General features: G+C 48.2%; 10 protein-coding genes. All 10 read left to right on the forward strand.

Going from position 1 to position 15,593, the window contains the following annotated elements; genetic code table 11:
- Position 1 precedes the first annotated feature (1 nt).
- The gene (locus AC1DP6_RS33880) at positions 2 to 568 is read left to right on the forward strand and encodes an RNA polymerase sigma factor (protein WP_441571947.1); all 567 of its coding nucleotides are present in this window, start codon (positions 2 to 4) and stop codon (positions 566 to 568) included.
- 71 nt (positions 569 to 639) lie between these two features.
- Complete coding sequence (locus AC1DP6_RS33885; RefSeq protein WP_477058841.1) at positions 640 to 1,563, forward strand: FecR family protein; 924 nt, start codon at positions 640 to 642, stop codon at positions 1,561 to 1,563.
- A 95-nt stretch (positions 1,564 to 1,658) separates the two neighbouring features.
- Positions 1,659 to 5,102 (forward strand): TonB-dependent receptor domain-containing protein, encoded by a 3,444-nt coding sequence (locus tag AC1DP6_RS33890; RefSeq protein WP_477058842.1) that lies wholly within the window; start codon positions 1,659 to 1,661, stop codon positions 5,100 to 5,102.
- 17 nt (positions 5,103 to 5,119) lie between these two features.
- Positions 5,120 to 6,817 (forward strand): hypothetical protein, encoded by a 1,698-nt coding sequence (locus tag AC1DP6_RS33895; protein ID WP_477058843.1) that lies wholly within the window; start codon positions 5,120 to 5,122, stop codon positions 6,815 to 6,817.
- 8 nt (positions 6,818 to 6,825) lie between these two features.
- Positions 6,826 to 8,004, forward strand: coding sequence for a hypothetical protein (locus AC1DP6_RS33900; RefSeq protein WP_477058844.1), 1,179 nt, complete (start codon positions 6,826 to 6,828; stop codon positions 8,002 to 8,004).
- 18 nt (positions 8,005 to 8,022) lie between these two features.
- Positions 8,023 to 9,108, forward strand: coding sequence for a fasciclin domain-containing protein (locus AC1DP6_RS33905; protein ID WP_477058845.1), 1,086 nt, complete (start codon positions 8,023 to 8,025; stop codon positions 9,106 to 9,108).
- Positions 9,109 to 9,119: 11 nt separating this feature from the next.
- On the forward strand, positions 9,120 to 10,307 hold the full coding sequence (locus tag AC1DP6_RS33910) for a fasciclin domain-containing protein (protein WP_477058846.1): 1,188 nt from the start codon (positions 9,120 to 9,122) through the stop codon (positions 10,305 to 10,307).
- 19 nt (positions 10,308 to 10,326) lie between these two features.
- Positions 10,327 to 11,310, forward strand: coding sequence for a fasciclin domain-containing protein (locus tag AC1DP6_RS33915; protein WP_477058847.1), 984 nt, complete (start codon positions 10,327 to 10,329; stop codon positions 11,308 to 11,310).
- Between the two features lie 5 nt (positions 11,311 to 11,315).
- A complete protein-coding gene (locus tag AC1DP6_RS33920) occupies positions 11,316 to 14,555 on the forward strand; it encodes a TonB-dependent receptor (RefSeq protein WP_477058848.1) in 3,240 nt (1,079 codons plus the stop codon).
- Between the two features lie 19 nt (positions 14,556 to 14,574).
- Positions 14,575 to 15,593, forward strand: a 1,019-nt coding sequence (locus AC1DP6_RS33925; RefSeq protein WP_477058849.1) for an IPT/TIG domain-containing protein, incomplete at its 3' end; no start/stop codon positions are given.

Raw genomic sequence — 15,593 nt, forward strand, 5'->3', positions numbered from 1 at the left:
CATGCAGTCTAGTGAAGATATCGAGTTACTCAATCTTATCCGTGCCGGTGATCAGAAAGCTTTTGAAAGGTGTTTCAACCGTCACTGGCCGGTATTATATGCCTTTGCGCTAAAGATCCTGGGCTCGGCAGATGATGCCAAAGACGTGGTACAACTGGTGTATATCTCCCTCTGGTCGCGGCGGGAGAGAATAAATATAAAGGGCCCGCTGGAAAGCTACCTGCTGCAGGCCGTACGTTTTCAGTCGCTGAAGAAATTACAGGAAGTCATGAACCGCCCGGAGGAACTGGACCGGGTACAGGAATATATATTACCCGTATTAAATGATATCTGGGAGAAGATGGAGGAAGCGGATGTATTCAGGGAGATAGATGAACAATTAAATACCCTCCCGGTAAAAACCAGGGAGATATTTCTGCTGAGTCGCCGTCACCATTTATCCATTACAGAGATTGCCCAAAAATTAAATCTCTCTGAAAAAACAGTGAGAAATCAGCTGCACCTCGCGCTGAAGGCGCTCCGGCACCATATTGCTGTAGCCATGTTACTGATAGAATTCATCAGTTAATAATTCCTTAACGTACTTCTTCGGGACAAGCACTCCCTTTCCGGGAACATATCTATAGAAGAATGTTCCGGATGAATATATCACAGTTTAAAAGAATGGTCGATAACTACCTGGCGGGAAATGCCTCCCGCAGGGAAGCGGCAATTTTACAGCAGTGGCTGGACAAGGCCATGGTGGAGAAGGAGCTTCCGGCAGATGCTGATGTACAGCGGCAGCAGGTGCTCGACAACTTACGGTTAGCGATATACGAACCCCGCAAAACCAGTATCTGGAAGTATAGTATGGCGGCAGCGGCGAGTGTATCGCTGTTGGTAGCAGCTATGGTATACCGCTTCGAACTGCAGGACTGGCTCAATCCCGTACCCATCGAAATGGTGACTGCCCTGAAGTACCAGGTAAAGAAAGTAATACTGCCGGATAGCTCCGTGGTAGTATTAAACGGCGGTACCACCATGATGTATCCGAAATATTTCCGGGGACCCAAACGCAGCATCAAAGTAAATGGGGAGGCATTTTTTGATGTCACTCCGGAAACGGCGCCCTTTATTATTACCGGCCCTAACCTGAAAGTGCAGGTGCTGGGAACTTCGTTTGTAGTGACCGATAGTATCGGTATTCAGTCGCCCAAGGTAAGTGTGAAATCGGGTAGGGTAGCGGTGACGGCAGAAACGGTCACACGGCAGCTCGGTGCAGCAGAGGAGCTGGTATTCAACAAAACAGCGCAACAAATAACAATATATACACAGCAGGAAGTGAATACCGGCTGGATCAGTAACAAGTTAATGTTCAATGAGTCTGTATTGTCAGCAGTTTTTAGTGAGATAGAAAAATTGTACGGGGTAAAAATCATCTGCAAAAATGCGGCTACGGCGGGTTTAAAATTCACCGGTGCCTTCGAACAAAGTGATTCTCTCGACGACATGCTCAAAGTAATTTCCCTTTCCTACAGGTTAACGATACATAAAAATAAGGACGGAACCATTTTAATCAAATAGTATACGGTATTAAATCATGTGGCAAGCTAACTGCCAAAAGCTAACAGCTGACAGCTGTTGGCAACGGCTAACTGTTGTCTCAAATCATCAAACGAATGAAGGAAAAAATTTTACACGGATGTATGTGGATCCTGCTGTTGATGGCGCTCCCGGCAATGGCGCAAAACAACGTGTTACAGCAGAAGATCAACATCAGTTTCAGGAATGAAGGCATCGCAAAATGTTTCAGCCAGTTACAATCAAAAGGAGGAGTCACCTTCTTTTACAACCCTGCTGATATCAAAGTGCTGGACAAGAAATATAACGCCGATCTGAATAATAAAACGGTAGCGGAAGTACTCGGCTACCTGCTCCTGAATACGGGACTGGAATATGAAGCTGTAGACGGCAAAAAGATTGTGATCCGCAAAATTATTATAAAACAATCAACAGCTCCCCGCAAAAGAACCATCAGCGGGATCGTCATCGACGCAACTAAAAACAACCCGGTGGCCCACGCGGAAATCATGGCGCAAAGCACTGGCAGCGTAGTTACTGCAGACGAATCCGGCCGCTTTTTCATTGACGTGAAAGATACCACCGATGTACTGGTAGTGTATTATGTAGGTTACGCTACTAAGATGGTGAAGGCCGGCAATTCGCCTGTTTTATCTGTACTGCTGAAAGCAGACAGTAAAACCCTCGCTGCTGTAACGGTAGATGCACGCAGACGCTCCAACACGGAAGCCATGCTGCTCAACGACCGTAAAAACTCCGCCATGATTTCCGATGGGATCTCGGCACAGAACATTGAAAAAACCGCCAGCATCACCACCACCCAGGCACTGCAACGGGTGTCGGGTGTAACGGTAACAGATGATAAGTATGTGGCGATCCGCGGATTGGGGGATCGTAGTGTGATCGGTCAGTTGAATGGTATCCGCCTCGCCTCTTCAGATCCGGATAGAAGCGCCATTCCCCTGGACCTGGTACCTGCCGGCCTGCTGGATAACATCACCATCTATAAAACGACTACCTCTGATAAACCTGCAGATGCGGCCRCCGGTATCGTGGAACTGAAAACAAAATCAGTCCCCGACCGGCAAACGCTGAGCATCACCGTGCAATCCGGTATGAACTCACAAACAGGCAGCTATGTCAACAGTTTCTATAACAGCGACATGGGCTTCCTCGGACAAAAGGTAAAAGGAAAAGGACTGACCAACGATTTTCAACAGCTCTCCTCCCAATACCCAAACGGATTAGGCGATATTCAACGCAACATCGCCAACAGCCGCAACGACCCTGCACTGCTCACAGAAGCCAACCGCATCAACAAAATTATGCATGGCTTTGACCCGGTACTAACTACTAAATATAAAAGGGCGCCGCTAAACCAGATCTATTCCATCACTTACGGCAACAGTTACACAGTATTTAAGAAACACCAGGTAGGATTAATAGCCGGCGCCAACTATTACAACCGTACCAACGATATCCACGATGGATCACTGACCCAGTATAGTGTATACCAGGGCGTGTTAACGGGCAACAGCGCATTGTACAGTCCCCGCGTGATTCCTAACTATATTACCCCTAACAACATTAACCTGGGGAAGTACTTAAACTATAAGGAAAACACCGGCACACAAACACTCAACTATGGATTTTTGGGTGGACTCACTTATCGCTTCAGCCCTCAGCACGAAATAAGTATGCAGTATCTGGGCAGTCGTGGTGCGGAAACCCGCGCCACCAACCTGCACGGCGCCTACGAGTACACCGGTCTGCCCGGCAAAGTGTATAACCTCATCTATGCCTTACGCCAAAGCTACCGCACACTCAATACCTTTAACTTACAAGGCGAGCATAAGTTTGGCAAAAACGAATATGCACCAAGACTGAGCTACAACATGGCCAGCTCTTCGTCTACACAGGATGATCCGGATTACCGCTTTGTGAACCTGGCAGATTACCGCATCAACGGCGGAAGCTCTTATACAGGTCCGGTAACAACACCCGGCACCACCCCGCCGGTGATATCCAGTCCCAGTCTGTATTCCCTGGTATCCGGTTATGTAAATGGATATGGTCCTTACGGTATCATCCAGGCAGATCCGAATGGTCGCCGTTTCCGTCATCTCAAAGAGAATAATTACAATTATAAGGCAGATGTGACCATCCCTTTTAAAGCCCTCGATAAAAAGCAGGAATTTAAAACAGGAGTAAACTACCTGCATCGCAGAAGAAGTTTTTCAGAGAACGTACTCTATCTCCCGGGATCTAACTACTCCACCGATGGTGCATTGCCTTTGTATGAAGTAAATGGTCAGCTGGATCAGCTGGTAGGCTACGACCGCATCGGTATCCGCCCGCCATCATCTTATAATGAAGAAGGAGCGCCCCGCGTTGGAGGGTTCTTATATAACATCCAGAAGTCGCCTAACAACTACAAGGGCTACTATGAAACCCGCGCTTTCTATGGTATGCTCGATCTGCATGTCACAGAACAACTGCGCTTTACCGGTGGGGTGCGTTTTGAAATGACGGATATACAGGCGGCGGTGGATACATCTAACGTGTTCCTGGATCCTTCTATCACCACCAACGACGCCAGCGGTAATAAAGTAAACCTGGTATATACGGAACCGAATTCTATCTATAAAACAGATTACGAACCTTACTACTCTGCTAACCTTACCTATACGCTGAATAAGAATATGAACTTCCGGCTGGGCTACAACACCACGCTGGCAAGACCAGAGCTGAGAGAGCTCACCAACGTATTTGATTTTGATCCTTTCCAGTTTGCATTGGTAGTAGGTAATCCGAAGTTAAAAAACCAGCATACCACTAACTATGATTTTCGTTGGGAATGGTTCCCGCATCCGGGAGAAGTGATCTCTGCATCTCTTTTTTATAAAGAAATCAATAACCAGTTAACAAAGGTATTCAAACAGAATTCATCCGGGCTGAACGCTCGTTTCCCGGAATTTCCGGCCATCGAATTCCAGAACGATCCTAACAAGGGAAAGGTGTATGGGATAGAGCTGGAGGTAGTAAAGAACCTGAGCATCCTGAGTCAGATGATGAAAAACTTTTCACTGGGCTCCAACTTATTGCTGGCACAAAGTGAAATCAAGAAAACACCGGAGAGACTGGAATCTTCCCGCGCCATCGATCGCCGCGCGCCTGCCAACAGCCCGTTGTTTGAACAGGCTCCTTATTCGGTGAACGTGTTCCTGAACTATAACAACAGCAAAACAGGTACAGATATCACTACCACTTTTAACATGGTAGGAGAGCGCCTCATCCAGGTAAACCTGGATGGTACGCCGGATCTGTATTCCAGACCTAATCCGGTACTGGACATCGTGTTTTCCCAACAGTTGCTGAAACGCCTGCAATTAAAAGGTTTCGCTAAAAATATACTCGACAGGCCGGTGGAAGAAGTGTATGCCAACCCGGGTACCGGTGGAAATTTTTATAGAAAGAAATATGTACGCAGAAGTTTTTACCGCGGAACAGAATTTATGCTGGGATTGACTTTCAACCTGTAAAAATTTGAATGATGAAAATGAAAATTACTTATATACTCTTAGCGGCTGCAGTGATGATGAGTGCCTGTAGCAAAAAGCTGGACTACAATTACGATAACCGGGTAATACAGCAGCCGGTGACGGCTTCTTCTATCCGCCTCGTAAATTTATATGGGGCTACAGAATTGTCGGTGGGTGGAAAACAACTCACCAGCTATATGAAGCCCGACCCAGAGGGCTACTACGGTCCGAACGAAACAAGAGGTACTTTCTGGTTTCCGGAATCCGGTCGTTTAGGTACTACCTATACGGTGCCACGTGAACTGGTGAAAAATGGGGTGCTGGATAGTATTATGTTCAGCAGCCTGTCTGCCAGGAACTACGTGCCGCCGGCCCGCCCATTCCGGGCAAAAGATGATGACGCCCATCCGAATGATTATTACTTTGTGCGTTTTCGCCCTAATGCGGCCGGTTTCCCGGACTCTTTGTTTGAGATCCCCCGTGGTATATCACCGGCAGCAGATCCGGCCGGATTTAAGGTCCGTTTGCTCAATCTGAGTTCTGTCAACAGTGGTACTATACCTGCTGGTATTCTCCGCACAGGTCCTATGTCGGTAACACTGGCAGATGGTACTGCCGTACCCGGTTTGAGTAATGTGGCCCCCGGCAAATATTCTGATTATGTGGAACTGCCCTATGGTACCTATCAGTTCAAAGTGTTGAGTACGGAAGGAAAGGAAATACCGGCATCCAACAGCATGTACACCGTGCTGAATCCGGCTACCGGCACCCTGATGGACCTACTCGGTACACCTGGTCTTGGCGGTAATAAAGATACCTGGCTCACTTACGCACCGATAAAAACATATCAGCCCGGCGGTATCTATACTATTGTAGTAGCCAGTACTTACGACGTGAATATTCCTACCGGTAACCCAAATGGAGAAACGTACAAATCAGAAAACAATGGTTTCCGCGTCATCGCGGATATCTCAGAGCCGGTAAATATTACCTACGCCCGTTTACAGGGTGTGAACGTTGCCGCTGGTAAAAAAATCACCTGGCAGGTAGACGGACAACCATTGGGTACTACACTGGCCTTCGCACAACAAACTACGTATGCCCGCTATATAACAGGTACACATATCGTAAAAGCTTTGGGAGAAGATGGAAAGCTATTGGCAGAAAGTAAACTCGATCTGCAGCCCGCCGATAACCAGACCGCCTGGTTGTATACCCGCAAGGATGGTACTACCGCTATTGCTTTTGTAGCGAATAATCTCAGTGGTAAATACTACAGTGGTACCTCTACCGATAATGGATCCAATGGCATGTATGTAGACATCTATCCTTTCTGGATGCGCTTCATGAACTTTTGCCCGGATCTCGATGAGGTAACCTTCACACAGGATAACGGACAACCGATGCGTACTGCACCAGGATCACAACACCTGTATCTCGGTATACCAGCTACCAACGAACCGTATGAAAGGAAAATGGTCAACTCCCCCAGCATGATCCTGGCCTATGCTTCTACTCCGGGTATTACACCCGGCGACTGGCTGCGCAACATTGCCCCGGTGAAAAGCCGAGCCTTTATTGCCCGCCCGGAATTGTATAAAACACCGGAACTGCCGCAGACGGAGCCAGGTATTTATACCGTAGCACTGGTGGGCAGCACTGCCCCCAACGCCACCGAAAAAGCCCGGATGATTATTGTGAAACATAACAATTGAGTAGTCTTATGAACAATAAATACTTTTTATTACCACTGTTACTGGCCGCGCTGTTTGTCAGTAGCTGTCGTAAAACAGAATATGTGGTATTGAATAATCCCGCTTATCTGCGGGTATTCAACTGCCTGGAATTTAACGTCTCCCTCGATAATAAAGATGCACCGCAACCTTTTCTTGCTTTCCTGGTAGATCCGGAACTTGACCAGTACGGGGTACCGGTAAGTGCTGCCATCACCGGCGACTTCCTCGATCAGCGCGACAGTTGGGCACGCCCTTACCCGGATGCCGCCAGCAATGTGCTCTGGCAAAAGGAATATCCCGGTACCAAAAGAGTATTGGCCGCGCCGATCGTGAATGGTTATGATTTGTCCAGCTGGGCGCAGGTGCCTTCCGGTAAACACCGCATCATTTTTCAGACCAGGCCTAAGAACAATACACCTTACTTTGAACTGGACAGACTGGAAAGAGGCGTGACGCTCATCGATACCACTATAGACCTGGGCGCCGGCGAAGTATATACGATGCACGCCCTGGTAGAAGAATACAGCAGTCAGCATCCGTTCATGTACCTGCGTCAGGAAACATTTCCCAAACAACCTTTCGCTGATTCTATGGTATATGTGAACTTCTATAACCTCAGTTCACAAAATTTTTATACCAAAGCACCGGATCAGGTGCCTAACTCGGATGTTTCCAATACGAAGCTGAGAGACACCATGAATATTTACTACTCGCTCAATAAACTGGCAGGTAGTACACCGGTGGCGATACCCGGCTATAGAGGTATTCCGATGGGGCAGATCGTGCATTCGCTGAAGCCGGTGGTAGCGCCTTATTTCAGCTTCCCTTTATTCCCGGATAGCAGCAGCAACAAAATATTTACGGGCAACATGAGTCAGCAGTTCGGATTTTATGCCGCCGGATTTTCGCCCGATAATATCGGTTATCCCGGCTTCCTGCCGGAAGGCGTTTTTTCTGCGGTCATCATGGGCGACTATGGCGCAGAGGGTAAAACCACTTACCTGCCTTTTAAAGTGAAATGTGATTTGCGTACAGGCCTGGTAGTGAGTATTCATTCCGGTACCAACAATCCACGCTCCTTTGCTACGGTGAATACAGTGGAATATATCAACCGCAAATTTTACATCACCACCATTCAAAGAAAATTTGCACCGCCTGTTTATTAACGTCTTTATTATTTCAATATGCTGAATATTTCTATCATAAAACAGTTCATAGCAGGATTACTGCTGCTGGCGCTGGTAACAGGCTGCCGGAAAGATAACCTCATTCCGCCCATTGACAGAACCACTACGCCGCGCGAGATGGGCGCATTCATTGAGAATAACTATGACCTGAGCATCCTGGCGGCAGCGCTCAAAAAAACAGGGTTGCTGGATACGCTGAACCAGGCTGGCCCCTTCACCCTGTTTGCACCCGATAACAATGCCTTCAACGCCATGGGGGTAAAGGGACCGGCAGATGTGGCTAATATGAATACCGATAGTCTGCGCTTTATGCTCCGCTATCATATTCTCCGCAACCGTTACTTTACCAGCAACTTCCCGATGCAACTGGATAACAAGTATGTTACCCTGGCAGGTGAACAAATATATTTGTCTGTATTGAAAACAGTTACCGCAGCGGATGATCAGGAAATTCATGTAAACGGCGCGTTGATCCTCGTGGAGAGCAAGCGGAATATTCCATTAGTCAATGGGGTGATCCATATACTGGGCAAGCCGCTAAAGCTCACACAAGCCACCGTGCAGGATTATATTGCCGCAGATACCAGTTTAACATTGTTTGCCGCCGCCATGAAAAAGTTCAATCTATGGGACGGCCTCAAAACCAATAACCCCATCACGGTATTTGCTCCCGCCAACAGCGCCTTCGATAAATACGGTATCACAGCAGCAAAAATTGCCGCCATGAATGTAGCGGAGTATGATCCCCTCGTTTTTGCTATTTACCCGCTCGAAATGAGAAAGATGCATGTGTTTTGTGCCGACGGAATTCTCATCAACAGCAATTTGCCATCAGGAGACCGGGGAATTAAAATAGGTAAATACTCCATCTGGCCTTCCTATGACTACAACCCGTCTTACGGAGGAGAAACAGCAGGCGTAGGCATCTATAAATGGAAAGCTAACACCTGGTATCCCAATGAGGAAGGCCCTTCCGCCGTGCAGTATAAAAATGGCACTGTCAATGCAGACCATCTTTGTAACAATGGTATCGTGCATGTGATCGATGACCTTTTCCTGAACCCGGATTTAATGAAGCGATAAAAATGAAACTGATGACAGCAAGAATATCTTTACTCTTATTACTGATCCTGGCTTTTGCCGCCTGCCGCAAACAGGATATTGAACCGGAACCGGTAGGGGAACCCGTACCGCATGGCGCCGGCCCGGATAAAACCTGGCAACAGCAACTCGCCACTTCTCCGTATGCCCGTTTCCGGGAGGCATGGCAACACTCCGGTATGGACCAGAAAGTAAAACAAGGTGGCAGCGGGTATTATACCCTGCTCGTACCTACCGACAAAGCTTTCGATGAAGCCGGATGGACATCTGCAAAAATACAGGCCACGGATGCCGCTACACTGAACGATTTATTGTCTTTCTATGTAATGCCGGCCGGCCTGAAACCAGGTAACATCACCTCTCTCAAAGGCAATACTGCCGTAGCTACTTTATCATCCCGCTCTTTTGCCGACAGAGAAGATTGGTATAAAGATTATGTGGATTTCCAGTTCCTGGGAAAAAATGGCGATAGCTTACTGGTGAATGGGATGGCTATGAGCAAATGGGGACAGCAAAGCGAAGGTACCAATGGGGTGATGTATCCTATTGATCACCTGATCGCCAAACCAACACAGTCGATGTGGGAATACCTGCAAAGCCAGCCCAAATACAGCTTATATGTGGAAGCCTTGCGTATCAACGATAGCCTCTACGAATCTGTGTATATGACCCAGATACTACCCTTACTGAAATCATCGTCCCAGGCCTTCCAGTTTACGCTGTTCGCTCCCAATAATGATGCGTTTATCAAAAACGGTTTTCATAATGCAGACGATATCCTGCAATACTGTCTTCGTTCCTGGCCATTGCCGGAGCCGGGATATGATGAAAATATGTTCTGGCAGCAGCCCGTTACCGCCATGGATTCTATGCTGCTGGCCTGCGGTCCTGAAGTGATGGGTGCAGGGCAAATAGATATTGGCGGTACCTCCCGCGTAGGTCCGGTATTTTTTGCCAACGACCTCGCTAACAATGCAGCCGGTCTCAGTGGCCTGGTATTGTATGCAGGGCAACCCTACAACAGTGGGCCGGTAGGGATCAACTTGTCTTTTATCAGCAACAACGGACAACCCGCCGCGAGAAGAGTAGGCACTAATTATCCCTATATCCCTTTAAAGAGCAGGAATGTCAGAGTGATCAACGGGGTAGTGCATGAAGTAGGGGATCTCTTTAAAAGATAATTTTTAAAAAGCAGACAAAATGAAAAGAGCTATATATACAGGTTTGCTGATACTATTGTTGTCCGCCTGCAGCAAGGATAAAGATAACCTTGCCGGCGCCGACGAAACCAATCGCCTCACCTACGTGATCGACGATAATAAATTTAACTTTTCTTCTTTCAACACCGCATTGGGCCGAACAGGCTACCGCGCCATGCTGGCACAAACAGGACCATACACCGTGATGATCCCGGATAACAACGCGTTCATCAAAGCAGGCTATAGCAGCACCCAGGAGGTGCTCACAGAAAGTGGTGACATCCTCAATAAACTGGTATCCTATCATATCGTAAATGGTACCTGGGAACTGAATAAACTGCCGTTTAAATTTAACCAGGAACTGAGTGCGGTCACCGGCGCTAAAATGTTCGTGACACATTGGGTGAAAGGAGCGGATACGGTGCTTACCATCAACGGTAGCCCGGTACTGGCCTACAACCTGCCTGCCAGCAATGGTATGATACAGGTATTAAATACCGTACTGCAGCCACTGGTACATCCCAACCTCTCCGTCGCCATTTCTGCAGATACCAGTCTTACTTTTTTAAATGTAGCCCTGCAACAGGCCGGACTGAAAGAATTGATTGCGGGTAATACGACCTATACTTTCTTCGCACCGTCTAACAGCGCATTCCGCGCGGCAGGCTTTCTCACGATAGACAGTATCAACAGCACAGATCCGAAAATATTAAAAGACCTGCTGCTGTATCACTTCTTCGGCGGCCGGAAATTTATTTACGATTATATCCTCACCACCGGCGCCACCGATCAAACGGAACAAGCCATGCAGAACGGAAATAACGTAGCTATTACCCTCCTGAAAGACAATGAAGGCGTGAAATACACCAGCATCACCATCAAAGGCACCGGCAACAAAGTAGCGGCCAACGTGACCAAAGAAAATTTCATCGCCGGTAATGGGGTGTTACATGTCATCGATCAGTTGTTAAAAGAAAACCAGTAATTGTGATGAATAAAATTTTATACATAGCTTATTTTTTTGCGCTCCTGCTTTGTATCCGTTTCCCGGCACAGGCACAGGAAACAAATGGTACGCTCAGCGGAAAAATCACAGGCGATAAAAACGAACCACTCATCGGCGTGACAGTAGTAGCCCTGCATGAACCTTCCGGTACCAAATACGGCGTAGCCACCGGCACCGATGGCCGCTATTATTTACCCGGCCTGCGTATCGGTGGTCCTTACTCCGTGACCGTGACCATGATGGGCATGCAATCGCAAAAAAGAGAACAACTCAATATCCGCCTCGGGGAACCGATGCAGCTTAATTTTACATTGGCAGTAGCTGGTACGGACTTGTCTGCAGTGACCATTAAAGGCACGAAGAAAGGCGCTTCTGCCAACACCTTCGGTGCAGGCCAGAACATCAGCCGCACGCAGTTGTCTAACATGCCTACCATTTCCCGCAGCCTGCAGGACATGACCAAGATGGTACCACAGGCATCCCGCGATAACTCCTTCGCCGGTACCAACTTCCGCTATAACAACGTCACCATCGATGGCGCCATCAATAACGATGCGATCGGCTTCAGTCCTTCTGCAGGAGGTATTACCGGCAGCTCCGGTATGCCCGGTTCCAGCACCCGCACCAACGCGGTATCACTGGATGCGATCGAAGATATGCAGGTATATCTCGCTCCCTTCGATGTGAAGATTGGTAACTTCACCGGTGGTAGTATCAACGCAGTTACCCGCAGCGGTACCAACACTGTCACTGGCTCGGTATATGGCTTTGGCCGCAATGCTGCCCTCACCGGCAAGGGCCCCACTGGAATCAAAATGAACAACGACTTTTATGATTACCAGGCAGGTGTGAGAGTAGGTTTTCCTATCATCAAAAACAAACTGTTCTTCTTCACCAACGAAGAAATTACTTCCCGCCAGGACCCTTCACAATTGCTCGTAGGACAGGCAGAAACCGCCCATATCCTCAGCGTGAAAGAAGCAGATCAGATCCGTCAGTCTACGCTAGATCGCTACGGTGCGGCTTTCGATCCCGGTACCGCCGGCAATTACAGCGCTTATTCCCGCTCGCAGAAGTTCTTTAACCGCCTCGACTGGAATATCAATGATAAACATCAGCTGTCTGTCCGCAACAATACCATTACCTCGAAAGCCATGAACATGGACCGCGATCAGCAGGATTTCCGTTTCAGCAGCATGGCTTACCAGCAGGTAAATAACCAGAGCTCCACCGTGATGGAACTGAAGTCACGCTTCAACAGCCGCTGGTCTAACAGTTTTATTGCCGGCTACAGTGTGGTACATGACAAACGTAATCCGGATTCCGATCCCACCCTGCCACAGGTACAGATTGCAGGCCGTACCCCTGGTACCACCATTTATCTCGGTACCGACCGTGAAGCCAGCATCTTTGATATGAAACAACGTACCATCGAAATCTCTGACAACCTCACCTGGCGCAAAGGAAAACATACCGTATTACTCGGTACCCACAATGAACTGTACCGCATCAACTATGGATTCGTGAACAGTTGGAATGGTCGTGTGGATTACCTGAGCATAGAAGACTATCTCAATAACAACCCTTACCGTGTAAGAGGTAGCTATAACTATACCAACAACAGCCGCGATTATATCCTGGAAAATCCGGAAGCGAAGTTCAGTGTAAATATGCACAGCGTATATGCACAGGATGAAATACAGGTAACGGATAAACTGAAACTGATTCCGGGGCTGCGTGCAGACTATACCTGGCTGCCACAAAAACCGGCGCTGAGTGATAAAACACAAAATGCATATACCGATGGTTTCTTCGGTAACACCTACACCTATACACCGCTCAACCGTATTAACAACGGTTACCTGGGCAAGGTACAGGTGTCACCCCGTCTTGGTTTCCGCTTCGACTGGAAAGGCGACCAAAGCCTCATCATCCGTGGTGGAACAGGCCTGTTTACCGGCCGTATTCCTTTCGCCTGGATAGCTTACGCTTATTATAACAACGGTATCAACTACGGCTCTTTTGACCAGAAAGCAGATACCAAAGCATTTGCGCCTGGCAGTGATCCGCTGAAACCCAATCCAAATGGTATTGCACAATTTATTGAACAGAACGGCGCCCTGATGAATAATCGCAATGCGGGTAAAACACAGGTAGATGTACTGGACAACAACTTCGTGATGCCGCAGGTATGGCGTAGCAGTGTAGGCGTGGACTATGTGAGCTCTGCAGGATTTAAATACACAGTAGAAGCGATGTACACCAAGACATTGAAAGATGTATTGTTCCAGCAGGTGAATATCAAAGATGATCCGAAATATTATGGTTATGATAAAGACCGTCAACAACCTGTTTACAGTGGTACGGTAGATCCTCATTTCTCCAATGCCTACCTGTTAAGCAATACCAGCAAGGGTTACCGTTACAGTATCACCGGTAGCGTGAACCGTAGCTTCCCTTCCGGTATTCAGGTTTCACTGGCTTATACCTATGGTGGTTCCAAAGATATCTCCAATGGTATCCGTAACTCCATGGAAAGTAACTGGCAGCTGAACCAGGCACTGAATCCCAACAATCCGGGACTGGCATGGTCTAACTTTGATGTACGTCATCGTGTAGTCGGTAACGTTACCTACCACAAAGCCTGGAGCAACACCTGGGTGAGTACCCTGACCATATTCGCTACGGCCCAGTCGGGCAGCCCCTTTACCTATGGTGTTGTGAATAACAGTATACAGGGTTTACCACAACAGGTAAGCTTACTGTATATCCCCAGAGCAGAAGAAGCCGTGAATTATTTCCAGAACAAAACGATCAGTGCGGAAGAACAGGCGGCTGCTTTCAATGCCTACATTGATGGCGATAAGTACCTGCGCTCCCGCCGTGGACAGTTCACGGAGCGTAATGCGGGTCGCACACCCTGGAATATCCAGGCAGATATGCATTTTGCGCAGGAGTATCATTTTGGAGGTAAACAGTTCATCACTTTCACGCTGGATATCGTGAACCTCACTAACCTGGTGAACAGTAACTGGGGTAAAGTGTATTTTTCACCGAATACGTTCAACTCTACTGCCAGTACAGGTTTAACACCGGTATTCCCGGCGTTGCAGAATCCGGGCGCTTACCCGGTATATACTTTTGAAAATCCGGGCAAGCCTTATTCTGTTGACTTCTTTAATTCCCGTGCACAAGTGCAGCTGGGATTACGGTATTCTTTTTAAAGTGATTAATATAAGCAACATGAGAAAATATTTATCTCTGCTGGCAGTTTGCTGTATACTGGTAGCTGCCTGCAGGAAAAACAATAACAACGATGCCGTAGCCCTGAATGTAAAAACATTCTGGCCTAACAGCGGTAATGCCGGTACCATTGTAACCCTGCAGGGGCAGGGTCTTAACAAGGATGTTACCGTAAGTTTCAATGGTACAGATGCAAAAGTGGTAGATGCCCGGGATTCCATCCTGATGGTACTGGCGCCGGAGCAGGGGAGTACCGGTACACTGGTCGTAAAGGCCGGTGAGCGTAAAGTGGAGCTGGGTACCTATACCTACCAGGCACTGAGTTTACACCAGGTGAGCCCGTCTAACGGTCCCGCAGGTACGAACATCGCGATCCATGGTGCTGGCTTCAGCAGTCTGGATGGTCCGGCTACGGTAACGGTAAACGGTAAGGCGGCATTGATTACCGGCGCTTCAGATACCTTGCTGGTAGCGGCGGTGCCGGTAGGTGCCGGTACTGGTAAAGTAACGGTGACGGTGAACGGGAAAGCGGTAAATGGTCCTGATTTCACGTTCCAGAACATCAGCGCTATCAAGCCGGTGAAGGGTGGTGCAGGTACCCAGGTAGCTATCAGCGGGGAAGGCTTTGCCACCGCTGCGGGCAACACGGTAACCTTTAATGGTAAACCAGCAACCGTGATAAGTGCTACAGATAGTAAGCTGGTGGTAACGGCGCCGGAAGGCGTGGCTACCGGTCCGGTAGCGGTGAGCATCAACGGACAGAAGACCATTGGTAATGTATTCACCGTGGTACCTAAACCTGTTATCAAAATAGTATCTCCATTGAGTGCACCTGCAGGAGCGCTGGTCAATATTTCCGGCGATTATTTCAGCAGCCTGGCAGATGAAGTAAGCGTGAGCTTCAACGGACAACCGGCAGTAATCACTACCACCGCCGATAAGCAAATGAGCGTGAAAGTGCCGGCAGGTGCGGGCAGCGGGAAAATGCAGGTGACTGTAAATGGTCAACAGGCAGATGG

This window comes from Chitinophaga sp. 01L420 (assembly GCF_056399985.1).